Raw genomic sequence first — 23,862 nt, 5'->3', positions numbered from 1 at the left:
GCCGCTAACGCATTGTTTTCCGGCGCAGATTCGTAATCGTCAGGATCACGCCGCCGGGATCTGTGTCACTCACCCTTACTAGCACGTCATGATGCCACTGCGCACCCGATTCCACGAGCTCTTCAACATGTTCCCGTCCTTTATGCAGCAAGGCTCTGCTGTTTGGACCGAAAAATGGCGCCATCCAACCGCACAATTGGGGCATGGCGGCCAAAGCGCGGGAGGTAATGACGTCCGGCACGCCTGTTTCACGTGAATCAACCTGGTCGCTGCGACGTCCGATTACCGTCACGTTGAGCCCTAGTTCTCGCGCTACGGTGCGAAGAAAGCTGACTTTGCGGGCCGTCGGCTCGATCAGGACGAACTGGCGATCGGTGCCTTTGCTGGCAATGGCCATAGGGAGCGCGGGAAACCCGCCGCCGCTGCCGATATCAAGACACAGCCGATCATCCTCGGTCGTCAAACTGAGGACCTGCAGGCTGTCAGCAAAGTGCCGGGTCCAGATGTGAGTCAATGTTTCACGTGAAACCAGATTCTGCACAGACTGCCATTTCGCCAGGAGTTTGGCATAGGATTCCAGATCGCGCGCCACCTCATCAACCGGTCGTGAAAAAACCGGTCCATAGGGTAGGATGGCCTCGATGTCTACCATTCAGCTTGCCTTGGAGAGGGCGCCGCGGCGAATTACCGCCAGAAGCAGTGTAATAGCCGCCGGGGTCATGCCGTCCATTGCCTGGGCTTGCGCAATAGTTTGCGGCCGGGCGCTCGCCAATTTGTGACGCAGTTCCATGGACAGGCCCGGGATTGCCATGTAGTCCAGCGCCTCTGGTATCGTTCGCTGCTCATCGCGACGAACGGCCTCGATGTCGGACTTTTGTCGGTCCAGATAGACTGCATACTGAGCGTCGATTGACACTTGTTCGGCAACGGCCGCATCAATCGACATCAGTTCAGGCCAGAGCCTGGTTAGATCAGCTAGCTCCAGATCGGGATAGGAAAGCAGATCAAACGCTGATCTCCGCTTGCCATCTTCATTCACGGCCAGGCCGGCTTTGCGCGCCTCGCTAGGCGACACGGACAGGCTCCGCAGCAAGCTACGAGCGCTGCTCAGGTTTGCCGTGCGCTTGGAGAAAATATCGCCGCGTTCCGCGCCAACCAGCCCGCGCTCCAGCCCCAAAGCAGTCAGGCGTTGATCGGCATTGTCGGCCCGCAAATGCAGCCGGAACTCGGCACGCGACGTGAACATCCGATAGGGTTCACTCACCCCCCGCGTTACCAGATCATCAACCATGACACCGAGATAGCTTTCCGTCCGCGACAGCACCAGCGCTCCTTCGCCCTTGGCTGCCAATGCGGCGTTGGCGCCGGCCAACAGGCCCTGAGCGCCAGCTTCTTCATAGCCAGTGGTGCCATTGATCTGGCCGGCGAGAAAGAGGCCTGGCTGCTTCCTGACCTCCAGCGTCGGCTTCAACTCTCGCGGATCGACGTAATCATACTCAATCGCATAGCCCGGGCGAATGATTCGTACCGATTCCAGGCCCGGCATCGACTGGAGGAAAGCCTCCTGCACCTCTGCCGGCAACGAGGTCGAAAGTCCATTCGGATAGACGGTTTGATCGTCAAGCCCTTCGGGCTCGAGAAAGATCTGGTGGCTGTTCCGATCGGCAAAGCGCACCACCTTGTCCTCGATCGACGGGCAATAGCGCGGGCCGCGCGATTGAATGCGGCCTGAATACATCGCCGAGCGATGCAAATTGTCCTGGATGATCCGGTGGGTCTCAGCCGTCGTGCGCGTGATATGGCAAGAAATCTGCGGCGTAGTGATAGCAGCGGTTAGTGCTGAAAACGCTTCAGGCGGATTGTCGCCAGGCTGCGCTTCGAGCACCCTGTAATTGATGCTGGTGGCATCCAGCCGGGCCGGCGTGCCGGTTTTCAACCGACCCAATTGCAGACCCAACCCTTCCAGCCGGGTCGAGAGACCCAGAACCGGCTTTTCGCCGATCCTGCCGGCCGGCACGGTTTCTTCGCCGCGATGGATCAATCCGCGCAGAAACGTTCCCGTGGTGAGAACGACGGAACTGGTGCTGATTCGACGACCGTCGAGGAGTATGACGCCACTGATCCGCCCGTCGGTGACCTGGAGGTCGTCAACTTCCCCTTCGATTACATCGAGATTGGTCTGCGCCGAGATCGTCGCCTGCATTGCCTGCCGATAGAGTTTCCGATCGGCCTGGGCGCGCGGGCCACGGACAGCGGGACCCTTGCGCCGGTTGAGCACACGAAATTGAATGCCTGCCGCGTCGGCTACGCGGCCCATCAGCCCGTCCAAGGCGTCGATTTCCCGCACGAGATGGCCCTTGCCCAATCCGCCGATGGCCGGATTGCAGCTCATTTCACCGATAGTATCGAAGCGATGGGTGATCAGCGCGGTGGGAACGCCGAGGCGCGCCGAGGCGGCTGCGGCTTCCGTGCCCGCATGGCCCCCGCCGACAATGATGACGGCATAGTCAGTCATGGCAATTTCTCCAAGGCGCCAGACATAGGCCAATGTTTCACGTGAATCAATTGCCAGCTCGCTGGATGACTTCTTGGGCGTGTTTCACGTGAATCATTTCCCGATGCAGAAGCTGGAGAACAGCCGGTCCAATACGCGTTCGGCGTCGATCCGCCCGATGAGCCGCTCTAGCGCAGCAGACGCCCTGCGCAGGGATTCGGCGGCTAATTCCCAGTCTCCGAGATTTCGCCGTGTTTCCTCTAAGGCCGTTAACGACCCGCTGAGCGCCAGACGATCTCTTTCGTGGCTGACAAGGCTGGGTTCTGAACCCGTGACGTTTGCCGCCAACCCGTCAAGGCGCTGCCGTAGAGCTGTCAGGCCGTCTAACGATTTGGTTGAGATGCTAATATCGACGCCGGTTTGCGACCCCAGGTCCGACTTTGTCCCGATGCGAACAAGTTGACCTGAAACACCGGAAGGCGCGATATCTTCAACGTCCGGCGCCGAAAGCCATAGTACGACATCGGCTGTCTCTATCGCCCGTTGTGCCCGCCGAACACCCTCGGCTTCTGCCTTGCTATCGCTCTCACGCAGGCCAGCGAGATCGAGCAGAATAAAAAGTTGACCATTGATGTCCAATGGCACTTCCCTCACATCACGGGTCGTGCCCGCTTCGTCCGACACGATAGCAAGGTCTGACTTTGCCAGGGCGTTTATCAGGCTGGATTTGCCGGCATTGGGCGCGCCCGCCAGCGCCACCCTGATCCCCTCGCGAACGATGCGGCCACTTTCCAATGAGGCCAGTGACGTCCGGATGGCCGCTTCAAGCGCGCCCAATTGGTGCTGCCATTGATCCGGCAGGTCCTCGGGCACATCGCCTTCATCGGAGAAGTCGAGCCGTGCCTCGATCTCAGCGCGCAGATCCAGCAGACTTTCACGCCATTGGGTGATTTTCTCCGTGAGCCGGCCGTCAAAACGCGACAGGGCCTGCTGGCGCTGCTTTTCAGTTTCGGCACTGAGCAAATCGCCCAGTCCCTCAATTTCGACCAGATCGAGCTTACCGTTTTCAAACGCGCGGCGAGTGAATTCGCCGGCTTCCGCCAGGCGCAGACCGAGGGTTGCTAGCTGAGCCAGAATTGCCCTCACCCCGGCCGGTGAGCCGTGCACTTGCAGTTCTGCGCAATCTTCACCGGTGAAGCTATGCGGTGCCGGAAAGAACGCAACCAGCCCCTGATCGAGCATTTGCCCTGCACCGATCCTGCGCAGAGCCATTTGCCGTGGACTGGGGACGCCCCCGGCAATTTGCTTGAGGATTTCCTGCACGCGCGGGCCCGAGAGCCGAATGACCGCGACACCTGCCGGCAACGCGCCGGAGGAGAGCGCCATGATGGTGTCGCCCGCCTGCATGATTTGGCTCCTGGGTTTCGACGCCCTAGGTGTTCATCGAATCGAAGAAGTCCGAATTCGTCTTGGTTTGACGAACCTTATCGGTGAGGAACTCCATGGCATCGATCGTCCCCATGGGATTGAGGATGCGGCGCAGGACATACATCTTGCGCAGGATATCCGATTCCACGAGCAGTTCTTCCTTGCGCGTGCCCGACTTGTTGATGTCGATCGCCGGAAAGACGCGCTTGTCGGCAACTTTGCGGTCAAGCACGATTTCAGAGTTGCCCGTGCCCTTGAACTCTTCAAAGATCACTTCGTCCATGCGGCTGCCGGTATCGATCAGCGCAGTCGATATGATCGTGAGCGAGCCGCCATCCTCAATATTGCGCGCTGCACCAAAGAAGCGCTTGGGGCGCTGCAGGGCATTGGCGTCCACACCGCCCGTCAGTACCTTGCCAGAGCTGGGCACCACCGTGTTGTACGCACGGCCGAGGCGAGTGATTGAATCGAGCAGGATGACCACGTCGCGCTTGTGTTCGACCAGACGCTTGGCCTTTTCAATCACCATTTCGGCGACCTGAACGTGGCGCGAAGCCGGTTCATCGAACGTTGATGAAATAACCTCGCCACGCACCGAGCGCTGCATGTCGGTCACTTCTTCCGGACGCTCATCGATCAGCAGGACGATAAGATAACATTCGGGATGATTGGTGGCGATAGATTGTGCAATATTTTGCAACAATACCGTTTTGCCAGTACGCGGTGGCGCAACAATCAAGGCACGCTGGCCTTTGCCAAGCGGTGCAACGAGATCCAGCAACCGTGCTGAGCGATCCTTCGTTGTCGGATCCGGCAGTTCCAACCGCAGACGCTGTTCGGGATAGAGCGGGGTAAGGTTGTCGAAATTGACCTTGTGACGAACCGCCTCGGGATCTTCGAAATTGATGGTCGAGACCTTGAGCAAGGCGAAGTAGCGTTCGCCTTCCTTGGGAGAGCGAATTTCGCCCTCAACCGTATCTCCGGTTCTGAGGCCGAAGCGGCGGATCTGGCTGGGGCTGACGTAAATGTCGTCGGGCCCGGGCAGATAGTTTGCATCGGGCGAGCGCAGGAAGCCGAACCCATCGGGGAGCACTTCGACCACGCCTTCGCCGACGATGTTGATGTCCTGGGCAGCCAGTTCCTTGAGAATGGCGAACATCAACTCCTGCTTGCGCATGGTCGATGCATTCTCGACCTCGAGTTCCTCGGCAAATGCCAAGAGTTCAGCCGGGGACTTGGCCTTGAGCTCACTGAGCTTGATATTCTGCATGTAGCGAAACGACCCTGAAGGGATATCGATAAGACTGGACAGTCGAATGAGGGGAATATTCGGCACCGCGCAGCAACCGGGGTGGTCGCGCAATCAGGGGATGCCTTGTCTCCATGTAACGCGATCCGCTGCCCGTTTCAAGTTCAAAGCCAATTGTGAAAATCGATTCACGTGAAACTTCGAGCCGTCCCGAAGGGCAAATCTCTCCGATGGAGAGATTTGAGGCGAGAAGGCCACGAGACCTATGGTCGAGTGGCGGAGTCGCAAACCGGATCTCTCAAAATGGCTTCACGATCACCGCGATCACGATGACGATCGCCATGACAAAGGGGATCTCGTTGATTGCGCGGTAGAACCTATGCGAGCGCACGTTTCGATCCTCTTTGAAGGCGCGCAGCATGGAGCCATACCAGCCATGCAGGCCGCTCAGCGCAATCACCATCACTGCCTTGAGCCACATCCAGCCTTGCGAAAAATCGACAATGCCAAAGCCAAAGGCCAGCCACAGCCCGAACAACCAGGTGGCGATCATCGCCGGTGTGTTGATGCCACGATAAAGGCGCCGCTCCATGACCTTAAAGGTCTCGGCCTTCTCCGAACCGACGGCTGACTGCGCGTGATAAACAAAGAGCCGCGGCAGATACATCATCCCCGCCATCCAGGCGATGACCGAGATGACGTGCAGCGCCTTTACCCAATCATACATGGGAAAACCTCAACAGTTCAGCAGCGCTGGTTAGCCGCCTTTGACCAGTTCGACGAGCCGCTCGACATGGGCGATCGGCGTTTCGGGGACGATGCCGTGTCCCAGATTGAAGATATGCGGCCGGTTCGCGAAGCCCTCGATAATGGCACGGGCTTGCCGCTCCATGGCTTCACCACCGACGACCAGCCGCAGCGGATCAAGATTGCCCTGCACAGCCAGCTCCGGCGGCAAATGCGCGTTGACGAAGTCGATCGGCGTGGCGAAGTCGATCCCCAAGGCATTAACTCCGGTAGCCTCCGAAAAACGTCGGAGATTGCCCGCCGCGCCACGCGGGAAGCCGATCACCGGTGCATCGGGGACCCGCTGGCGCAATCCTTCAACAATCCGCCGGTTGGGGTCCATCACCTGGCGGAAGAAACTGGCATCGTCGAGATTGAGTGCCCAGCTTTCAAAAAGCTGCACCACATCGGCGCCCGCTTCGAACTGCGCCGCGAGATAATCGATCGAGGTATCCACCAGGATATCGATCAGCCTGTCAAAAGCCTGAGGATGCTCCAGCGCGAACCGGCGTGCGGCCCATTGATCCGGGGAACCTCGACCGCCCAGCATATAGGTCGCCACTGTCCAGGGCGCGCCGCAGAAGCCGATCAGGGTCTTTTCAGGTGGCAAGGCCGCACGAAGCCGCCGCAGTGTCTCAAAGACCGGCGCCAGATGAGCTATCGCTCGATCCCGGTCCAGACCATCAATGCCTTTTTCATCGAGCGGATCGAGCAAGGGCCCTTCGCCCGTTGCAAAGCGTACGCTCTGCCCCAAAGCATCGGGGATGACCAGAATGTCGGAAAACAGGATGGCGGCATCCAGGTCAAAGCGCCGGAGCGGCTGCAGCGTGACCTCCACTGCCAGTTCCGGTGTGTAGCACAATTCCAGAAAACCGCCCGTCTGCGCCCGGGTCTGCCGATATTCGGGCAGATAGCGCCCGGCCTGCCGCATGATCCAGATCGGGGGGCGTTCCTGACGCTGTCCCAATACTGTGGCGAGCAATGGTTTGTGCGTCACCGGAGCCATGGGTTGATCCCTTCCAAAACCCTATAAAGAGTCTTTCTTGCTTCGCTTCTTTATCATTATGGCGGTGTTTAGCTGCAATTCCGTTCCACCCACAATCCAAGTGCGAAGTGACACTTGCGCGCAGGCCATGGTTAACGGGGTGTGAATCCGCTCCAGACTGTTACTGAAATCTTAACGCGCCCAATTCATTAACGAGAGGTTAATCCGGCCTCTGCCGAGTCAATGATTCGATTCCGGGTGTGGATGAAGCTGCGCATATCTTTGTCGCGGTTCGTTTCGATATCCCCAGAGCTTTCCACGCCCGGTTTTCACCGGCGCTCAAGACGAACTGTTAACAATTTCTTACCCAAGGGGGACAAGTTTGGCATCGATCCGAAGTTGCGCGACCAACCCACAGATCGGTCTTGAGCTGGGGATGACAGTGTGGAAAAACTGCTTCCCATGCTGATCCTCGCTTCTGCCAGTGCGACGCGCAAAGCCTTGCTGGACAAGGCTGGATTGCGTTTTGAGGCCAAGCCGGCAGAACTCGATGAGCGCCAGGTAGAAAATCAGGCTCTTGAGGCTGGCGGTGATGCCCGGGATGTTGCCCTGCTGTTGGCGCGGCACAAGGCCGAAGTCGTTTCCAGCAGCCGGCAAGGTGACCTGGTTATTGGCGCCGACCAGACGCTCGCTTTGGGCCTGGAACTCTTGCACAAGCCCGCGTCGCGCGCGGAGGCCGTCGCCCAGCTCGATCACCTGCGGGGCAAGACTCATCGGCTGCACGCTGCGGTGACCCTGGTGCGGGACGGGCATCTGCTCTGGTCCGATCTTCAGACGGCCGAGTTGACCATGCGTGACTTTTCCGCCGAGGAACGCGATCACGTGCTTGATCTGGAGGGGGAGGCAAGCCTTGGCTCGGTCGGCGGTTATCGGCTGGAAGGCCCGTCTATTCGCCTGTTAGAAACCGTGGCCGGCGACTATTTCACCATTCTGGGGCTTCCGCTGCTTCCCCTTCTGGCCGCTTTGCGCGATATCGCACCAGAGCTTTTGAACGCCCGGGCTTGAGCCAAGGACACAAGATTGACCACCAAGGCATTTGTCATCGGGCATCCGATTGCCCATTCCCGCTCGCCGCTCATTCATGGGACCTGGCTGCGCGAACACGGCATCGATGGCACCTATGAAGCGATTGATGTTCCGCCGGACGCGCTGGAGAGCTTTTTCGAGCGCTTGCGTGGCGGAGAATTTGCCGGTGGCAATGTTACCATTCCACATAAGCAAGCCGTCTTTGCCCTTTGCGACAGTGTGGACGAGCTGGCGCGCAAGATTGGTGCGGTCAACACACTGGTCGCCAGGGACGGCAAGGTTCACGGCACAAACACAGATTACCTGGGCTTTCTGGGCAATCTCGACGCCAAAGCACCCAGTTGGTCTGATTGTCTTGATTGCGCATTGGTATTGGGTGCTGGTGGCGCCGCACGCGCCGTCCTCGTGGCGCTGCAAAGCCGGAATATACCCATCGTCCTGCTCAATCGCACGCGCGGGACTGCTGACCGCTTGGCCAGCGAGTTGGGTCCCGAAGGGTTTACCGTCGGCACGCTCGAGAACATCAATGCCTCGGCACCGCATGCCGGGCTGGTGGTCAACACCACATCGATCGGCATGCACGGCACCCGTTTCGATCACTTCGATATCAGCTTGCTGCGCCCAGGCACATTGGTAACCGATATAGTCTATAGTCCGCTCGAGACCCCACTCCTGGCCGACGCAAGGGCGCGCGGCCTGCCCACGGTGGATGGGCTGGGCATGCTGCTGCATCAGGCTGTGCCCGGATTTGCGGCCTGGTTCGGCGTCCAGCCGGCGGTGACGCCGGACCTGCGGGCACGTATCGAAGCCACTTTGGATCACTAGGCCATGCTCAGGATCGGCGTTACAGGTTCGATCGCCACCGGCAAATCGACCTTGCTGGCTGCCTTTGCCAAATGCGGTGTACCGGTGTTTTCCGCCGATGAGGCGGTGGCGCGGCTTTATTCGGGTGCGGCTGTCGCGCCGGTCGGAGCGCTTTTCCCAGGCGTTGCGGACAATGGCGTCATCGACCGTGGGGAGCTGGCCCGGCGCCTGTCTTCCGATCCTTCTGGTTTCCAGCGCCTCGAAGCCATTGTCCATCCCATGGTGCGCAGCGCCATTGCTGACTTTCTCGATGACGCAGAAGCGCAGGGTCATGCCCTGGCTGCCGTCGAGGTTCCATTGCTGTTCGAAAGTGGCCATGATTATGGCTTTGATCGCATTGCGGTGACCTATGTCGATGAGGCAGTGCAAAGGGAACGTATCTTGGCCCGACCGGGCATGACCGTGGAAAAGATGGAGACGCTGCTTGCCCGTCAGATGCCACAGGCCGAAAAGAAGGAACGCGCCGACTGGCTCTTCGACACCGGCCTCCCCATCGCCGAGATGGAGGCCGAAGTCGCCGCACTGGTCGGCAAGTTGAAGGCAGAACGGCAGGACCAATGATCAGGGAAATCGTGCTCGACACCGAAACCACGGGCCTTTCACCGCAGGGCGGGGACCGGCTGGTGGAAATCGGCTGCGTCGAGTTGATCAACCACATCCCCACCGGCAAGAATTTTCACGTCTATATCAACCCCGAGCGCTCCATGCCCGAGGAGGCGTTTCGCGTGCATGGGCTGAGCGAGGAATTTCTCTCCGACAAGCCGCTCTTCAAGGCTGTGGCCGAGGATTTCCGGGCCTTCATTGCCGATGCGACGCTCGTGATCCACAACGCGCCCTTCGACATGGGCTTTTTGAACGCCGAAATGGAATGGGCCGGCCTGCCGCGCCTGACCAATGAGGTGATCGACACCGTCATGGTTGCCCGGCAAAAGCATCCGGGTGCTCGCGTCAGCCTCGATGCGCTCTGCAAGCATTACGGCATCGACAATTCCCGCCGCACGCTGCATGGCGCCCTGCTCGACAGCGAAATCCTGGCCGAAGTCTATCTTGAGTTGATCGGTGGCAAGCAGGTGAGCCTGGCCTTGGTGGCCGAGGTCGAAACGGCGTCCAGTGGTATGGGCCAGACCCGTATTGCAGTGGCCCAACGTCCCGTCCCGCTGCCCAGCCGGCTCAGCGCCAGTGAAGCAGAGGCTCATGACACCTTCATTGAGAAGATGGGTGAAAACGCTATCTGGGCCAGGTACCAGCAGCGCGTTGCCGCCGAGTAGGATGAACCGGCCCCAAAATTAAGGCCCCGGCAGAAGCCAGGGCCTATCTCATTGAACCCGATATGACCGATCAGTTCGGCTTGGGCGTCTCGGCGGCGGCATCGGCAGCCGGTGCGCCGCCCTGCTGCTGGGCCAGCTTGGCCAGGTTCTGGCGATAGATCGCCGAGAAATCCACCGGCTCCATCATCAGCGGCGGGAACCCGCCCTGCTGGGTCACGCTGGCCAGCACCTGGCGCGCAAACGGGAAGATCAGCCGCGGGCATTCGATCATCAGCAGCGGGGAAAGCTGATTTTCCGGTACGTTCTTGATGCGGAAGATGCCGCCATAGACCAGTTCGACATTGAACAGCACGGTCTCTTCGCGATTGGCCTTGGCATTGAGCGTGAGCTCAATGGCATAGATTTCATCGCTCTGCTTCTTGACGCCGACCGAGATCGACACGTTGAAAGCCGGATTGGTGCCGCCGCCCAGCAGCGTTCCGGGTGCACCGGGATTTTCGAAGGAGAGATCGCGGATATACTGACCCACAAGATTCATGCTGGGTGCGGTGCCGGGCTGCGGCGCTGCCGCGCCCTGGGTGTCATCGGCCATTGTCTGGTCCTTCTTGAAGTTTGAATTCAAAGCAATTGTGGCCGTGTGGCTACCACTTTTGGCCCATTGGAACAAGCCAAGCAGACCTATTGGCGGGGCTTGGGATCGTCCTCATCCCGATGTTCGATCACCTTGGCATCGCCGTCATATGTCGTCTCTGGTTCATCATAGCGACGATAGCTGGTGGTGGTCTCGACCACCCGGACCCGGCTTGCCAGTGCTGAAAACAGCCAGTTCCGCACCGGGGGCACCAAAAGGGCCAGCGCCAGCACATCGCTGAGAAAGCCGGGCAGCACCAACAGGATTGCGGCCACGCCGATCAGCATGGCGTCGAACATGGCGCGCCCAGGAATGGTGCCGGCGCTGACATTGTTGCGCAGCCGGGACAGCGTGCTCAGGCCCTGCTGGCGCAGCAGCAGTCCGCCGCCCAGCGCGGCCAGGATCACCAGTGCAAGCGTCGGAAACAGCCCGATGGCGCGCCCGACCAGAATGAAGACGGCGATTTCCAGAAGCGGCAGGGCCAGGAAGGAAAGGGCAATCAGGCGGGCCAAATTCGGCTCCTTGCAGGAATTTTGTTCACCTCGGGCGCGGCAAATACGCAACTCGCCCCATCGTGAACTGGTTTCGGGCTAAAGCTTTGCCTATATATAGGCCAGATACGGCGCAGAACGAGCGCCAGCGAACAGTTTTTTGTCGACGCCTCATATTCAAGGTGCCCTCTACATGGCCGAATTCCTCGATCTGCCGACCCTGATTGCCATCGCCGTTGCTGTCTTCGTGCTGTTCCGGCTGCGCTCTGTACTGGGCACGCGCACCGGCAATGAGCGCCCGCCCATCGACCGGAGCCGCTCGACACCCACCGAAAAGCAGGCTGCGGCCCACGAGGACACGGTGGTGCCGCTGCGGCCCCGCGCTGCCCAGCCGGATCTCGATGATGAGCGCCGCGCCCGCAAGCTCGAAGCCGAGATCGAACAGGCTGCATCGGGCAATGAAACCCTTGCGGCTGGCCTCAAGGCGGTGGCCGAGGTTGATCCGAGCTTCTCGCCCAAGAGTTTCCTCGAGGGTGCCAAGCAAGCCTATGAGATGATCGTCACCAGCTATGCCGAGGGGGATCGCCAGACGCTGAAGAACCTGCTCGACAAGCCCATCTTCGAGAGCTTCCAGCGCGCCATCGCTGATCGCGAGGCCGAGGGTAAAACGGTGGACTTCACCTTTGTCGGACTGCCCAAGGTCTCGATTGTCGACGCGGAATTCGACAAGAAGGACGTCAATGTCACGGTCGATTTCCACGCTGAGGTTGTCTCGGCCACCCGCGACAAGGACGGCAATCTGGTCGAGGGCAATGCCGATCAGGTCCAGACCATTGCCGATGAATGGACTTTCTCGCGCAACCCCAAATCGCGCGACCCGAACTGGAAGGTGATCTCCACCAGCCAGCTCGATTAATCGCGTCGCGCAGGCCGAATCATGTCTAAACGCGGCTCGAAGCGCCTGCCGCACGACTTCCACCTCTGGACCAGCGTGGCCGCCACGGTCGAGCCGCTGCGCCGCAAGGGCTTGCTGAAAATGGGGGCCGGCACCCTGCCGGTGCCCGAAGCCGATCCCGAGCCGTTGGTCAAGCCGGCACCCCGACCGCTCAAATCCGCCAAACCCTTTCTGCCGCCCTATCAGGCGCCTTCCTCCAATGCGCCGGCCGCGGAGCGCGCGGTCGATCCGGCCATCCATAAAAAGGTGCGGCGCGGCCGCATCGAGATCGATGGCAAGATCGACCTGCATGGCATGACCCAGAACGAAGCCCGCGACACTCTGCGGCGCTATATCGGGGCGCGGGCGGCACGGGGAGACCGGACCATTTTGGTCATCACCGGCAAGGGCGCAAAGACCGACAATGACTATATCGCGGCCATGACCGAGCGCGGCATCCTGCGCACCATGCTGCCGATCTGGCTGAGCGAACCGGGCCTGTCCCATCTGGTGTCCGGCTGGAGCGTTGCGGCGCGCGGTCATGGCGGAGAGGGGGCGTGGTATGTGCGCCTGCGGCGCCAATGACCCCGCTCGGCGCAAAACTTCGCGCCATGCGCGAAGCTCGCGGCATTTCGCTCAAGGAAATGGCAGCGGCGCTCAGCGTCTCGAGCGCCTATCTCTCGGCGCTGGAACACGGCAAACGTGGCCAGCCCACGTCCTTCCTGCTCCATCGCATCATCGCCTTCTTCAACGTCATCTGGGACGAGGCTGAAGAACTTCAGCGCCTGGCCGAAATCTCCGACCCCAAGGTGACGATCAATACCGGGGGCCTGGTGCCCGAGGCGACCGAACTGACCAATCGTCTGCGCGATGATATCAACCGGCTGGATGCCGAGGATTTGAAGTTCCTGCGCGATGAAGTGGTCAAGCGAGCTGGCAGAAAGCGGTAGGCCGACCTCTTCCCTTCTCCCTGGTGGGAGAAGGGATATCGAGTAGGTGGTCGCTAGAGCACGAACTTGCTCAGATCCGTATCGCCGGCGAGGGCACCGACCTTGTCGCGGACAAAGGCGGCATCGATGGTGACGGTCTCGCCGGACTTGTCCGGCGCGTCAAAGGAAATCTCTTCCACCAGCCGCTCCATGACCGTCTGCAAACGCCGCGCGCCGATATTTTCGACCGATGAATTGACCAGCACCGCCGCGTCGGCAATGGCCTCGATGGCGTCATGGGTCACCTCGAGCGTCACCCCCTCAGTGCCCATCAGCGCAACATATTGCTTGATCAGGCTCGCCTCGGTGTCCGAGAGAATGCCGATGAAATCCTCCCGCGTCAGCGCCTTCAATTCCACCCGGATCGGCAGGCGCCCCTGCAGTTCTGGCAGCAGGTCTGACGGTTTGGAAACGTGAAAGGCGCCCGAAGCGATGAACAGGATATGGTCGGTCTGGACCGGTCCATATTTGGTGGCAACGGTGGTGCCCTCGATCAGCGGCAGCAAATCGCGCTGCACACCTTCGCGCGACGGGCCACCCTGCGCACCCCCTTCGCGATGCGCCACCTTGTCGATCTCGTCGATAAAGACAATGCCGTGGTTTTCCACCAGCTCGATCGCTTCGGCCTTCAGTTGATCCTGGTCGAGCAGCTTGTCGGCCTCTTCGGCCACTAGCGGCTCATAGGCGTCCTGAACCTTGATCTTGCGCTTGACCCCGCGTCCGCCCATGGCCTGCTTGAACATGTCGGAAAGATTGATCATGCCGATGCCGCCATTGGGCATGCCGGGGATTTCGAATCCGCCGGTGCCGGCCGAGGGCTGCATTTCGATTTCGATTTCTTTGTCGTCGAGCTCGTTGTTGCGCAGCTTGGTGCGAAAGCTTTCGCGCGTGGACGGCGTTGCGGAGGTGCCAACCAGCGCGTCGAGCACGCGCTCTTCGGCATTGTGGTGGGCCTGAGCCTGCACATCGCGGCGGCGCCTGTCTCGCAGGACGGTGATGCCCGCCTCCACAAGGTCGCGGACAATCTGCTCGACATCGCGGCCGACATAGCCGACCTCGGTGAACTTGGTGGCCTCCACCTTGACGAAGGGAGCCTGGGCCAGCCGGGCAAGACGGCGCGAAATCTCGGTCTTGCCGACACCGGTCGGCCCGATCATCAAAATGTTCTTCGGCGTCACCTCACGCCTGAGATCGGTGGACAGCTGTTGCCGGCGCCAGCGATTGCGCAAGGCAACGGCGACGGCGCGCTTGGCATCGGCCTGACCGACAATATGGCGATCGAGCTCGGAGACGATCTCGCGCGGGGAAAAATTGGTTTCACTCATTCTTGGTCACTTTCGATCGGTGCCTTATCCAGGAAGCGCACCATCAGGTGTTCGTCGATAAATCGACCGTTCACGAAGAGATAGCGGGGCTCGGTGCCATAAGTTTCAAAGCCCAGCCGCTTGTAGAGCTTGATCGCCGGAATGTTCTCCGACCAGACACCGAGATGAATTTGCAGCACGTGGTGCTTTGCATATTCGGCCAGATGTTCGACCAGCACCTGCGCCATGCCCGAGCCGCGATGCTCGGGCCGCACATAGACCTGGATCATCCAGCCCCGATGCTGCTCCTTGAGGCCCTCATTGCGCAAGAAGGCATTGATGCCCCCCAGGCGTCTATCGGGCAGCACAGCGCCGAAAATTGTCAGCGTTTCCAGCGTCTGCCGGATTTCATCGTCCGATTTCTGCGCAAAGCCCTCGGGCGTGGAGACGAAAGCCTCGGGATGGTTGGTCAGCGCCTCCAGGCGAATGGCCCGATAGGCAGCCGCATCCTCAATACCCAGACGCTTTATGACAAAGCTCACGCGCCCAGCTCGATGGCTTCAACGGTCACATTGCCATTGGTATAGACGCAGATTTCTTCGGCTATTTTCATGGCGCGGCGAGCAATATCCTCGGCATCGAGCTCGGTGGCCTGATGCAGGGCGAGCGCCGCCGAGTGGGCATAATTGCCGCCCGAGCCAATGGCGATGACGCCGTGATCGGGGGTCAGCACATCGCCCGTGCCGGTTAGCACCAGCGTGTCGGTCTTGTCGGCCACGATCATCATGGCTTCGAGCTTGCGCAGATAACGGTCGGTACGCCAGTCCTTGGCCAGTTCCACCGCTGCCCGCATCAACTGGTCGGGATATTGCTCGAGCTTGGTTTCGAGCCGCTCGAACAGGGTGAACGCATCGGCGGTCGAACCGGCAAAGCCGCCGATCACCTTGCCATCGGCCAGCCGCCGCACCTTCTTGGCGCTGTGCTTCATTACGGTCTGGCCCATCGACACCTGGCCGTCGCCGGCAACCACCACCTTGTTGCCCTTGCGGACCGAAACGATGGTCGTGCCGTGCCAGCCGGGAAAATTATTGTCACTCATTGGAAAAGATACTCCGAACTGTTGGCTGATATTTAGGAGCATGGTCGCCAATTGCAACCGAGACAGGGCCGGATCGGCCTAACCCAATCTTCACTCAGCTCTGCCTATCTGCTAGGGAAGCGCCCGATTTCGGAGACATCCCCCCATGCGTACCGCAACCATCGCCCGCAAGACCAACGAGACAGAGATTGCCGTCTCGATAAACCTCGATGGCATCGGCACGCACGCCATGAAGACTGGGGTGGGCTTTTTTGACCACATGCTCGACCAGCTCTCCCGCCATTCGCTGATCGACATGGATGTCAGCTGCAAGGGTGATCTGCATATCGACTTCCACCACACGGTCGAAGATGTCGGCATCGCGCTGGGCCAGGCCATCAAGCAAGCCCTTGGCGACAAGAAGGGCATCCGTCGCTATGCCAGTTGCGACCTGCCCATGGACGGCTCGCTGACCCGGGCGGCGCTGGATGTGTCCGGTCGCGCTTTCCTCGTGTTCAGGGCTGAGTTCAGTCAGAACAAGATCGGTGAGATCGATACCGAACTGTTCCGCGAGTTCTTCCAGGCGCTGGCGATCAATGCCGGGATCACCCTGCATATCGAGAACCTTTATTTCGACAACAACCACCATCTGGCCGAGTCAATGTTCAAGGCGGTAGCCCGTGCCCTGCGCGAGGCGGTCGAGATCGATCCGCGCACGGCCGATCGGGTACCGAGCACCAAGGGTGTCCTTTAGGACCGCAAGAGGCGCGGCGCTCAAAGCGCGGGGTGGCGCGCTCTGCCCTTCCCCCTGTGAGCGTTTTGCACTAAGGGGTCCCCATCTTGCCCCATGGAGTGTCCCGTGACCCTCTACGCCATTTTCAGATCCGACGCCGGTGCCCTGCCCCAGGCGGTGCCGGAAAAGTTCTCCTGGTTCGCCGCATTGCTGCCGCCCGTGCATGCGCTGGCCCATCGGCTTTGGGGACAGCTTGTGCTGTTCGTGCTGGGGATCGTGGCGCTGGTGTTCGCCGCGCCCTATATCGGGCCCGATGCAGTGATCTGGCTTTATATCCTGCTTGCCATCGCCTGCGGATTTGCCGCGCCAGGTGCCCGACAGCGGGCCCTCAAGCGGCGCGGCTTGGGCGCAGCCGGTTATCGATTTGCGCCCGACCCTGATCTTGCGCGGATCGCCAGCCTGGAGACCACCCCATGAGCATTGTTGCCATTATCGACTATGGCGCCGGCAATCTGCACTCGGCCGCCAAGGCCTTCGAGCGTATGGCCGCCGAGCGAGGCCAGGGCGATGTTATCAAGGTGACCTCTGATCCCGATATCGTGCGTTCGGCCGATCGCATCATGCTGCCCGGCGTTGGCGCCTTTGCCGACTGCAAGGCCGGACTCGATGCTGTCGAAGGCATGGTCGAGGTGCTCGAAGAACGGGTGCTCAGAAATGGCGTGCCCTTCCTGGGCGTTTGCGTCGGCATGCAATTGCTGGCCAGCGAAGGCCGGGAAAAATCAGTGACGCAAGGTCTGGGCTGGATCCCGGGCGCGGTAGAGAAAATCGTGCCCGCCGACCCGGCCCTGAAGATCCCGCATATGGGCTGGAACACTGTCATGGTGACGAGGCCGCATGCGCTGCTCGAGGGGATCGAAACCGGCCCCGATGGGCTGCACGCCTATTTCGTCCACTCCTATCACTTGAAAACGGATCACGTCGAAACATTGATCGCCACCACCGACTATGGTGGGGCGCTGACCGCCTGTGTGGGTCGGGACAATATTTTCGGCGCCCAGTTCCATCCCGAAAAAAGCCAGGCTCTGGGCCTCAAACTGATCGAGAATTTTCTGGGGTGGACACCATGATCCTGTTTCCTGCCATCGACCTCAAGGACGGCCAGTGCGTGCGCCTCAAGCTGGGCGATATGGACCAGGCCACGGTCTTCAATGACGATCCCGCGGCCCAGGCCAGGAGTTTTGAGGACCAGGGTTTCGAATATCTGCACGTTGTCGATCTCAACGGGGCCTTCGCCGGCCAGAGCGTCAATGGCGCGGCCGTGGACGCAATTCTGAAGACCGTGAAGTTCCCGGTGCAGCTCGGTGGCGGCATCCGCAATCTGGGACATATCGAAGCCTGGCTCGATAAGGGCCTGGCCCGGGTCATTCTCGGCACAATTGCGGTGCGCGATCCGGCGCTGGTCAAAGAGGCTGCCCAAAAGTGGCCCGGCCAGGTGGCCGTCGGCATCGATGCGCGCCAGGGCATGGTGGCTGTCGAGGGTTGGGCCGAGACCTCTGAACTTTCGGTGATCGAGCTCGCCAAGCGCTTTGAGGGCGCTGGCGTGGCTGCCATCATCTATACCGACATCGATCGCGATGGAGTGCTCGCCGGCATCAACTGGGACTCGACGCTGGAGCTGGCGCGGGCCACCTCGATCCCGGTCATCGCCTCGGGTGGTCTGGCGTCGATGGAGGACATCGAGCGTATGACGAGAGCGGACTACCAGGTGCTTGAAGGCGCTATTTCCGGGCGGGCGCTCTATGACGGACGGATTGATTCACGTGAAGCATTGGCGAAGCTGAGGGCGGCGTGAGCACGGAACGGCCGGCGAACTTCCCCTGGCGGGTCTACTGGCTGCTGTTTGGTGTGATCGTTCTGTTTGCACTGGCCCCCATTCTGTCGGCCCTGTTTTCGGGCCTGCTGGCCGAGGTCAATGGCTGCACGCTGACAGAACATGATATGCATCCCTGCGTGGTTGGGGATATGGAGTTCGGCGGGATTATCAGCTTCTTCTTTGTTCTGGGCCTGTTTGCCCTGGCCACCCTGCCGCTGGGCGGCGGAGCGCTGATCGTCTGGCTGGCTACACTCATCATTCATCGCATCGCCTGGGGGCGGATGCAGAAGGCAAAAACACCATGAGCCTGAAAACAAGAATCATCCCCTGCCTCGACGTCGCCGGTGGCCGAGTCGTAAAGGGCGTCAATTTCGTGGACCTGATCGATGCCGGCGATCCGGTCGAGGCGGCCATGGCCTATGACGCGGCGGGCGCCGACGAATTGACCTTTCTCGACATCACCGCTAGCCATGAGGGCCGCGACACGATTTTTGACGTGGTGGCGCGAACGGCAGAGCATTGCTTTATGCCGGTGACGGTGGGCGGTGGCGTCCGCACCATTGAAGACATCCGCAAGCTTTTGCTGGCCGGGGCCGACAAGGTGGCGATCAACTCGGCCGCGGTGAACGACCCCGATTTCATCGCGCGGGCCGCCGACAAGTTCGGCAATCAGTGCATTGTGGTTTCGGTCGATGCCAAGCAGCAGCGGGGCCAGAGCGTGGGCGGCGACAATCGCAGCGAGTGGGAAATTTACACCCATGGCGGCCGCAAACCGACCGGCATCGATGCAGTGGAATTTGCCGCTCGCATGGTCGAGCGCGGCGCCGGCGAGCTGCTGGTCACCTCGATGGATCGCGATGGCACCAAGTCCGGGTTTGATCTCGACTTGACCCGCTCGATTGCCGACCAGGTCGAAGTGCCGGTGATCGCCTCGGGCGGTGTCGGCACGCTTCAGCACCTGGTCGAAGGCGTTCAGCAAGGCCATGCCAGCGCCGTGCTGGCCGCCTCGATCTTCCACTTCGGCACCTTCACCATCCCTGAGGCCAAGCACTACATGGCCAAACATGGCATCGCGATGCGGCTCGACAGCGCGGCTTAAGTTCAATTGCAGGCGGCTCGTATTCCGCCAATGGTCCGCACTGAGGAGACCAGCCTGACATGACCCTCGAAGACCTCGAAACGCGCATTGCCCAGCGCGCCGCCGCCTCGCCCGAAGACAGCTATACGGCCAAATTGATTGCCCGTGGCATCAACAAGGCCGCCCAGAAGCTGGGCGAGGAAGCCACCGAGGCAGTGATTGCCGCGGTAACCCATGATCGCGCCGAGCTGGTCAAGGAAAGCGCCGATCTGCTCTATCATCTGCTGGTGGTGCTCAAGGCCGAAGGCGTACCGCTATCCGAAGTGATGGCCGAGCTCGACAGCCGTACCGCCCAGTCGGGTCTGGCCGAAAAGGCCGCCCGTAAGGATAATGCCTGATGGCCAAGCGTCCCCCGGCCCGCGACCCCTATCGCAGTTTCACCAAGGACCAGTGGAGCGATCTGCGCAACGGCCAGCCCATGACGCTGAATGCCGACGACATCGACCGTCTCCGCGCGCTGACCGATCCGATCTCGCTGGCCGAGGCCGAAGAGATCTATCTGCCGCTCTCGCGCCTGCTTGCCTACTATGTCGAGGCGATCCAGGGTCTGCACGATGTCTCTTCGCGCTTTCTCAACACGCCGGGCGACAAGGTGCCCTTCATCATCGGCGTGGCCGGCTCGGTGGCGGTAGGTAAATCCACCACCTCGCGCATTCTGCGCGCGCTACTCAGCCGCTGGCCATCGAGCCCCAAGGTCGACCTGGTCACCACGGACGGGTTCCTCTACCCCAACAAGGTGCTCGAAGCGCGCGGCCTGATGCAGCGCAAGGGTTTTCCCGAAAGCTATGACCGGGCCCGCTTCGTCAATTTTCTCGGCGATATCAAATCGGGCAAGGCCAGGGTCTCGGTGCCGGTCTATTCACACCTGGTCTATGATGTGGTGCCCGGCGAAGAGGTGATCATCGAGCGCCCCGATATTCTGATCGTCGAGGGATTGAACATTCTCCAGCCCGGCGAATTGCCGCGCGATGGCAAGCCGATCCTGTTTGCGTCCGACTTCATCGATTTCTCGATCTATATCGACGCCGATGTGAACGATCTGCGCGACTGGTATCTCACCCGTTTCTTTCGCCTGCGCGAAACCGCCTTCCGCGACCCGACCTCTTTCTTCCGCAAGTTTTCGGAAATGAGCGAGGAGGAGGCCGGCGCCTTCGGGCGCAATGTATGGGAGACAATCAACCTGCCCAACCTGCTCGAAAACGTGCTGCCCACGCGCGGTCGCGCCGATCTGATCCTCAAAAAGGGCAAGGACCACCGGGTCGAGGAAGTGAAGCTGAAACGGCTTTGAGCCGAACAGAGAGCGCTCCAGTGGAGCGGTCTCCGGCGAGAAGGCCATGAGAGCTATGTTCGAATGGCGGGCCTACCAGCGCCGGGTAAATAGTCTGCACCCTTGACCCGGCTCTGCCATGTGGTTGGCACGCCGGCGTCGCTACGTCTCCCTCGGGAGACGCGATCGGCCGCAGGAGTCAAAGCGCACTAAACGGTCTCAATACGTCCCCTGCTGGGGCTGGCTGAGGATGATCAGGTTGCCATCGGGATCGCGCAGCTTGGCGGTCTTGAAGAAATCCCCGATCGCCTTGGCCACCGGCTTGATGCCGTGTAGTTCGAGTCGCGCCAACTCGTCGGTGATGTCATCGACGATCAGCATGCAGACGCTGGCACCGGCCCGATCCTCATCGGTCATCACATGCACCCAGCCGCCGCCGGGAAGTTTCCATTCGGCCACATCGACCATGGTGCGCGCATCGGCCGGGCGGCCGAACAGATATTCATACCAGACCAGGGAATGCCCGAGATCTTCGACAGCAATTCCGGCCAGCACATTGGTGAGGCTCATGGACAGGTCCACTTTCTTTTTTTGCTTTTATCGAATCCTAGCACACGCAGATGGTTCCAGGCATCCCGGTTGGCGGGGCGGCAACGCGCTGCTATAGGGCAAGGCAATTGCAGGGAGTTTGTGGCATGACCAGATTGCGCATTATCGTGGCCGGGGCTGGTGGGCGCATGGGTGTTGCCAATATTGCTGCGGTCGCTGCCCATGACGGGGTTGAGTTGGTGGGCGCGCTGGACCGGGCCGGATCGGCTGCGATCGGCAAGGATGCCGGTACCCTGGCAGGACTGGACGCACTGGGTGTGCCGGTTAGCGATGATGCTGCCACCCTGCTCGACCAGGCTGATGCCATCATCGATTTCACTGCGCCGGCCGCCAGCGTGGCGCTGGCACAGCAGGCGGCCGAAAAGGGCCTTGTTCATATCATCGGCACCACGGGCTGCACCGAAGCCGACGAGGCTGCGATCGCTGCTGCCGGGGCGGCCGGGGCGCGGATCGTCAAGTCGGGCAATTTCTCTCCCGGCATGGTGGCGCTGGCCGTGCTGGTCGAAAAGGCCGCCCGGGCGCTGGCCGACTATGACGTCGAGGTGCTCGAAATGCACCACAACAAGAAAGTCGACGCGCCCTCGGGCACCGCATTGATGCTGGGCGAGGCGGCGGCGCGGGGCCGCAATATCAGCCTGAAGGACAATGCGGTGCGGGTACGCGACGGCCATACTGGTCCGCGTGAGGCGGGCACCATCGGCTTTGCCACGCTGCGGGGCGGCAATGTCATCGGCGATCACATGGTGATTCTGGCCGGACAGTCCGAGCGCATCGAACTCAATCACCGGGCGCAGGACCGCACCATCTATGCCAATGGCGCGGTCAAGGCGGCGCTGTGGGCCGCCGGACAGCGACCGGGTCTCTATTCCATGGCCGACGTGCTCGGCCTCACCGACTGAATTTTTTCGCCCTGCTTGCAGGGCCTCTGACGAAACACAGATCCAAGGGACCAAAATCATGAGCGGAACGCTGATCCTGGTGCGTCATGGCCAGAGCGAATGGAACCTCAAGAACCTCTTCACCGGCTGGCGCAATCCAGGCCTGACCGAAAAGGGGATCGAGGAAGCACGCGCAACCGGCAAAGGCCTCAAATCAGCCGGCATCGAACCGGACTTCTATTACACCTCCGCCCTGCGCCGGGCCCAGCATACGCTGGACCTGATGCTTGAGGAGATGGATATCCAGAATGTCACCATCACCCGCAATATCGCGCTCAACGAACGCGACTATGGCGACTTGGCGGGTTTGAACAAGGATGATGCGCGCGAGAAATGGGGCGAGGAGCAGGTCCATATCTGGCGCCGGTCGTTCGATGTGCCCCCGCCGGGCGGCGAATCGCTCAAGGATACAGCGGCGCGCACCCTGCCCTATTACGAGGCCGAGATTCTGCCGCTGCTCAAATCGGGCAGGACGGTGCTGGTCGCTGCCCATGGCAACTCGCTACGTGCGCTGGTGATGGCCATTGAAGGACTGACACCGGACGAAATCCTGGCCCGCGAAATCGGCACCGGCGAACCGACGATCTATAAGATCGGCCCGGACGGAAAGCTGGTAGAACGGGTGACCCTTTAAGGGCTGTGTCCCTGCCCGGTTTTTTCTGCATCGCGGGGCTCGATATAGAGCTTCTGGGTCAAGGTGCGGCTGACCGCGAATAGAGGCGTGGCCAGGGCCACGCCCATGGGGCCGAACAACGCCCCCATCACCGCCATGGTGATCAGTGACCATGCCGGTGGCAATTCGATGATGCGCTGTTGCAGCAGCGGAGTGATGACATAGCCTTCGATATTCTGGATCAGCAGCAGCCCCAGGGCGCCGATCCAGAGCGCGGTCATGTCCTGGCCGGCCAGGGTCAGTAGCACCGGCACAGCGGAAATGATCGGCCCGAGATAGGGTATGAAATTGAGGACACCGGCCAAAACGCCCAACAGCAGGGCGTCGGGTGAACCAAGCAGTGTCAGCAGGGTAAAAACCAGAAGGCCGATCAGGATCATCACCGCCAACTGAGTCACCAGCCAACCCCGCAGGGCTTCTCCCGTATTGTCGAAAGCATCTTTCCAGCGTGCCCGATATCTCGCGGGGATGAGGATCAGGACGCTGTCGCGATAGCCGGCGGGATTGATGGCAAAGAAAAGCCCCAGAAATCCGATAATCACGATATTGCCCAGAACACCCAGCGTCAGGCCGAAAATGGACCCGGCCTGGCTGAACAGCTCTGCCGGATTGGGCAGAAGATTCTGCATCAATGTCTGGTCCTCACTCGTCAGCTGATCATTCAGATCATCGCCGAAACGCTCGTAGAGCTCGGTGGCCCGATTGATGATCATTGACCAGAGCTCCTCCACACCCTGCCATAGGCTGAATCCGCCCCAGGACAGCCCGCCGATGAGCAGGCCGGCGATTAGCAGCGTGACCAGGACAACGATCAAGGGCCGAGGAAGCGGGAGAACCCGGTCGAGCGGTCGGACAGCGGTATCGAGCAGCGCAGCCAACAGCACGCCGGCAAAGGCCAGCAGCAGGATTGCGCTGAGCTGCCAGGCCAACATCAACGTGGCGACGGCGAGAATGCCGATCAATATGGCGCGGGTGACGTCCGTCATACGATCCCTGCTCGGTGAACGAGAGAGCAAAGCCTCACCTTGCCGGAAGTTCCCCAGG

The 23,862-nt window shown here is 60.7% G+C and carries 30 protein-coding genes; 17 read left to right on the top strand and 13 right to left on the bottom strand.

Features of this window, described 5'->3' with window-relative positions; translation table 11 throughout:
- Positions 1–4: 4 nt before the first annotated feature.
- The 6 genes from rsmG to hemE form a co-directional block, all read right to left on the bottom strand.
- Positions 5–652: a 16S rRNA (guanine(527)-N(7))-methyltransferase RsmG gene (gene rsmG / locus GGR20_RS10085; protein ID WP_183311123.1), complete on the bottom strand. Its 648-nt coding sequence runs from the start codon at positions 650–652 to the stop codon at positions 5–7.
- Complete coding sequence (gene mnmG / locus GGR20_RS10080; protein WP_183311122.1) at positions 653–2,515, bottom strand: tRNA uridine-5-carboxymethylaminomethyl(34) synthesis enzyme MnmG; 1,863 nt, start codon at positions 2,513–2,515, stop codon at positions 653–655.
- Between the two features lie 93 nt (positions 2,516–2,608).
- Positions 2,609–3,901, bottom strand: coding sequence for a tRNA uridine-5-carboxymethylaminomethyl(34) synthesis GTPase MnmE (gene mnmE / locus GGR20_RS10075; protein WP_183311121.1), 1,293 nt, complete (start codon positions 3,899–3,901; stop codon positions 2,609–2,611).
- Between the two features lie 25 nt (positions 3,902–3,926).
- Positions 3,927–5,192 carry a transcription termination factor Rho gene (rho, locus tag GGR20_RS10070; RefSeq protein ID WP_183311120.1) on the bottom strand — a complete coding sequence of 422 codons (1,266 nt, stop codon included), beginning with the start codon at positions 5,190–5,192 and terminating at the stop codon, positions 3,927–3,929.
- Between the two features lie 277 nt (positions 5,193–5,469).
- Positions 5,470–5,898 (bottom strand): protoporphyrinogen oxidase HemJ, encoded by a 429-nt coding sequence (gene hemJ / locus GGR20_RS10065; RefSeq protein WP_183311119.1) that lies wholly within the window; start codon positions 5,896–5,898, stop codon positions 5,470–5,472.
- A gap of 30 nt (positions 5,899–5,928) precedes the next feature.
- Complete coding sequence (gene hemE, locus GGR20_RS10060; protein ID WP_183311118.1) at positions 5,929–6,963, bottom strand: uroporphyrinogen decarboxylase; 1,035 nt, start codon at positions 6,961–6,963, stop codon at positions 5,929–5,931.
- A gap of 441 nt (positions 6,964–7,404) precedes the next feature.
- Here hemE and GGR20_RS10055 point away from each other — a divergent pair, with 441 nt between their 5' ends.
- From GGR20_RS10055 to dnaQ, 4 genes are read left to right on the top strand one after another with little or no spacing between them, the layout of a single operon-like run.
- Entirely contained in the window at positions 7,405–8,007 is a 603-nt protein-coding gene (locus GGR20_RS10055) for a Maf family protein (RefSeq protein WP_183311234.1), read from the top strand.
- A gap of 15 nt (positions 8,008–8,022) precedes the next feature.
- Positions 8,023–8,853, top strand: coding sequence for a shikimate dehydrogenase (locus GGR20_RS10050; protein WP_183311117.1), 831 nt, complete (start codon positions 8,023–8,025; stop codon positions 8,851–8,853).
- 3 nt (positions 8,854–8,856) lie between these two features.
- Positions 8,857–9,453 carry a dephospho-CoA kinase gene (coaE, locus tag GGR20_RS10045; RefSeq protein ID WP_183311116.1) on the top strand — a complete coding sequence of 199 codons (597 nt, stop codon included), beginning with the start codon at positions 8,857–8,859 and terminating at the stop codon, positions 9,451–9,453.
- Complete coding sequence (gene dnaQ, locus GGR20_RS10040; protein WP_183311233.1) at positions 9,453–10,160, top strand: DNA polymerase III subunit epsilon; 708 nt, start codon at positions 9,453–9,455, stop codon at positions 10,158–10,160. Before coaE ends, dnaQ begins: the two co-directional genes overlap by 1 nt.
- A 70-nt stretch (positions 10,161–10,230) precedes the next feature.
- Here the strand turns inward: dnaQ and secB are convergent, their stop codons facing one another.
- Together secB and GGR20_RS10030 are read right to left on the bottom strand one after the other, a co-directional pair.
- Positions 10,231–10,752, bottom strand: a complete 522-nt coding sequence (secB, locus tag GGR20_RS10035; RefSeq protein WP_183311115.1) for a protein-export chaperone SecB — start codon at positions 10,750–10,752, stop codon at positions 10,231–10,233.
- Between the two features lie 86 nt (positions 10,753–10,838).
- Positions 10,839–11,303, bottom strand: coding sequence for an FxsA family protein (locus GGR20_RS10030; RefSeq protein ID WP_183311114.1), 465 nt, complete (start codon positions 11,301–11,303; stop codon positions 10,839–10,841).
- A 172-nt stretch (positions 11,304–11,475) separates the two neighbouring features.
- On the opposite strand from GGR20_RS10030, the gene GGR20_RS10025 reads away from it, so the two are divergent.
- Genes GGR20_RS10025 through GGR20_RS10015 form a run of 3 tightly spaced genes read left to right on the top strand, consistent with a single transcriptional unit; the run spans position 11,476 to position 13,166 of the window.
- Positions 11,476–12,198 carry a Tim44/TimA family putative adaptor protein gene (locus GGR20_RS10025; RefSeq protein WP_183311113.1) on the top strand — a complete coding sequence of 241 codons (723 nt, stop codon included), beginning with the start codon at positions 11,476–11,478 and terminating at the stop codon, positions 12,196–12,198.
- Positions 12,199–12,219: 21 nt separating this feature from the next.
- Positions 12,220–12,801, top strand: a complete 582-nt coding sequence (locus GGR20_RS10020; protein ID WP_183311112.1) for a Smr/MutS family protein — start codon at positions 12,220–12,222, stop codon at positions 12,799–12,801.
- Positions 12,798–13,166 carry a helix-turn-helix domain-containing protein gene (locus tag GGR20_RS10015; protein WP_183311111.1) on the top strand — a complete coding sequence of 123 codons (369 nt, stop codon included), beginning with the start codon at positions 12,798–12,800 and terminating at the stop codon, positions 13,164–13,166. The genes GGR20_RS10020 and GGR20_RS10015 overlap by 4 nt, the downstream gene beginning before the upstream one ends.
- Positions 13,167–13,219: 53 nt before the next feature.
- On the opposite strand, the gene hslU is transcribed toward GGR20_RS10015, so the two are convergent.
- Genes hslU through hslV form a run of 3 tightly spaced genes read right to left on the bottom strand, consistent with a single transcriptional unit; the run spans position 13,220 to position 15,608 of the window.
- The gene (hslU, locus tag GGR20_RS10010; RefSeq protein ID WP_183311110.1) at positions 13,220–14,530 is read right to left on the bottom strand and encodes an ATP-dependent protease ATPase subunit HslU; all 1,311 of its coding nucleotides are present in this window, start codon (positions 14,528–14,530) and stop codon (positions 13,220–13,222) included.
- Positions 14,527–15,051: a GNAT family N-acetyltransferase gene (locus GGR20_RS10005; protein WP_183311109.1), complete on the bottom strand. Its 525-nt coding sequence runs from the start codon at positions 15,049–15,051 to the stop codon at positions 14,527–14,529. The genes hslU and GGR20_RS10005 overlap by 4 nt, the downstream gene beginning before the upstream one ends.
- A complete protein-coding gene (gene hslV, locus GGR20_RS10000; protein WP_183311108.1) occupies positions 15,048–15,608 on the bottom strand; it encodes an ATP-dependent protease subunit HslV in 561 nt (186 codons plus the stop codon). Before hslV ends, GGR20_RS10005 begins: the two co-directional genes overlap by 4 nt.
- A gap of 145 nt (positions 15,609–15,753) precedes the next feature.
- Here hslV and hisB point away from each other — a divergent pair, with 145 nt between their 5' ends.
- From hisB to coaA, 8 genes are all read left to right on the top strand, one after another.
- Positions 15,754–16,341 (top strand): imidazoleglycerol-phosphate dehydratase HisB, encoded by a 588-nt coding sequence (gene hisB / locus GGR20_RS09995; protein WP_183311107.1) that lies wholly within the window; start codon positions 15,754–15,756, stop codon positions 16,339–16,341.
- Between the two features lie 105 nt (positions 16,342–16,446).
- On the top strand, positions 16,447–16,797 hold the full coding sequence (locus tag GGR20_RS09990; protein ID WP_183311106.1) for a DUF2628 domain-containing protein: 351 nt from the start codon (positions 16,447–16,449) through the stop codon (positions 16,795–16,797).
- Complete coding sequence (hisH, locus tag GGR20_RS09985) at positions 16,794–17,447, top strand: imidazole glycerol phosphate synthase subunit HisH (RefSeq protein WP_183311105.1); 654 nt, start codon at positions 16,794–16,796, stop codon at positions 17,445–17,447. The genes GGR20_RS09990 and hisH overlap by 4 nt, the downstream gene beginning before the upstream one ends.
- On the top strand, positions 17,444–18,172 hold the full coding sequence (gene hisA, locus GGR20_RS09980) for a 1-(5-phosphoribosyl)-5-[(5-phosphoribosylamino)methylideneamino]imidazole-4-carboxamide isomerase (RefSeq protein WP_183311104.1): 729 nt from the start codon (positions 17,444–17,446) through the stop codon (positions 18,170–18,172). Before hisH ends, hisA begins: the two co-directional genes overlap by 4 nt.
- Positions 18,169–18,498: a hypothetical protein gene (locus GGR20_RS09975; RefSeq protein WP_183311103.1), complete on the top strand. Its 330-nt coding sequence runs from the start codon at positions 18,169–18,171 to the stop codon at positions 18,496–18,498. Before hisA ends, GGR20_RS09975 begins: the two co-directional genes overlap by 4 nt.
- Positions 18,495–19,292 carry an imidazole glycerol phosphate synthase subunit HisF gene (gene hisF, locus GGR20_RS09970; protein WP_183311102.1) on the top strand — a complete coding sequence of 266 codons (798 nt, stop codon included), beginning with the start codon at positions 18,495–18,497 and terminating at the stop codon, positions 19,290–19,292. Before GGR20_RS09975 ends, hisF begins: the two co-directional genes overlap by 4 nt.
- A gap of 59 nt (positions 19,293–19,351) precedes the next feature.
- Positions 19,352–19,669, top strand: a complete 318-nt coding sequence (locus GGR20_RS09965; protein WP_183311101.1) for a phosphoribosyl-ATP diphosphatase — start codon at positions 19,352–19,354, stop codon at positions 19,667–19,669.
- The gene (gene coaA, locus GGR20_RS09960) at positions 19,669–20,619 is read left to right on the top strand and encodes a type I pantothenate kinase (RefSeq protein WP_183311100.1); all 951 of its coding nucleotides are present in this window, start codon (positions 19,669–19,671) and stop codon (positions 20,617–20,619) included. Before GGR20_RS09965 ends, coaA begins: the two co-directional genes overlap by 1 nt.
- Positions 20,620–20,817: 198 nt before the next feature.
- Here the strand turns inward: coaA and GGR20_RS09955 are convergent, their stop codons facing one another.
- Positions 20,818–21,168, bottom strand: a complete 351-nt coding sequence (locus GGR20_RS09955) for a VOC family protein (protein WP_183311099.1) — start codon at positions 21,166–21,168, stop codon at positions 20,818–20,820.
- 125 nt (positions 21,169–21,293) lie between these two features.
- Here GGR20_RS09955 and dapB point away from each other — a divergent pair, with 125 nt between their 5' ends.
- Positions 21,294–22,106, top strand: coding sequence for a 4-hydroxy-tetrahydrodipicolinate reductase (dapB, locus tag GGR20_RS09950; protein ID WP_183311098.1), 813 nt, complete (start codon positions 21,294–21,296; stop codon positions 22,104–22,106).
- A gap of 58 nt (positions 22,107–22,164) precedes the next feature.
- Positions 22,165–22,779 (top strand): 2,3-bisphosphoglycerate-dependent phosphoglycerate mutase, encoded by a 615-nt coding sequence (locus tag GGR20_RS09945; RefSeq protein WP_183311097.1) that lies wholly within the window; start codon positions 22,165–22,167, stop codon positions 22,777–22,779.
- Here the strand turns inward: GGR20_RS09945 and GGR20_RS09940 are convergent.
- Positions 22,776–23,804 (bottom strand): AI-2E family transporter, encoded by a 1,029-nt coding sequence (locus GGR20_RS09940; protein WP_183311096.1) that lies wholly within the window; start codon positions 23,802–23,804, stop codon positions 22,776–22,778. The genes GGR20_RS09945 and GGR20_RS09940 overlap by 4 nt on opposite strands.
- Between the last annotated feature and the right edge of the window lie 58 nt (positions 23,805–23,862).

This window comes from Devosia subaequoris, from assembly GCF_014197055.1.
In the GTDB taxonomy this organism is placed as follows: domain Bacteria; phylum Pseudomonadota; class Alphaproteobacteria; order Rhizobiales; family Devosiaceae; genus Devosia; species Devosia subaequoris.
This window is presented reverse-complemented; position numbering and strand designations above follow the sequence as displayed.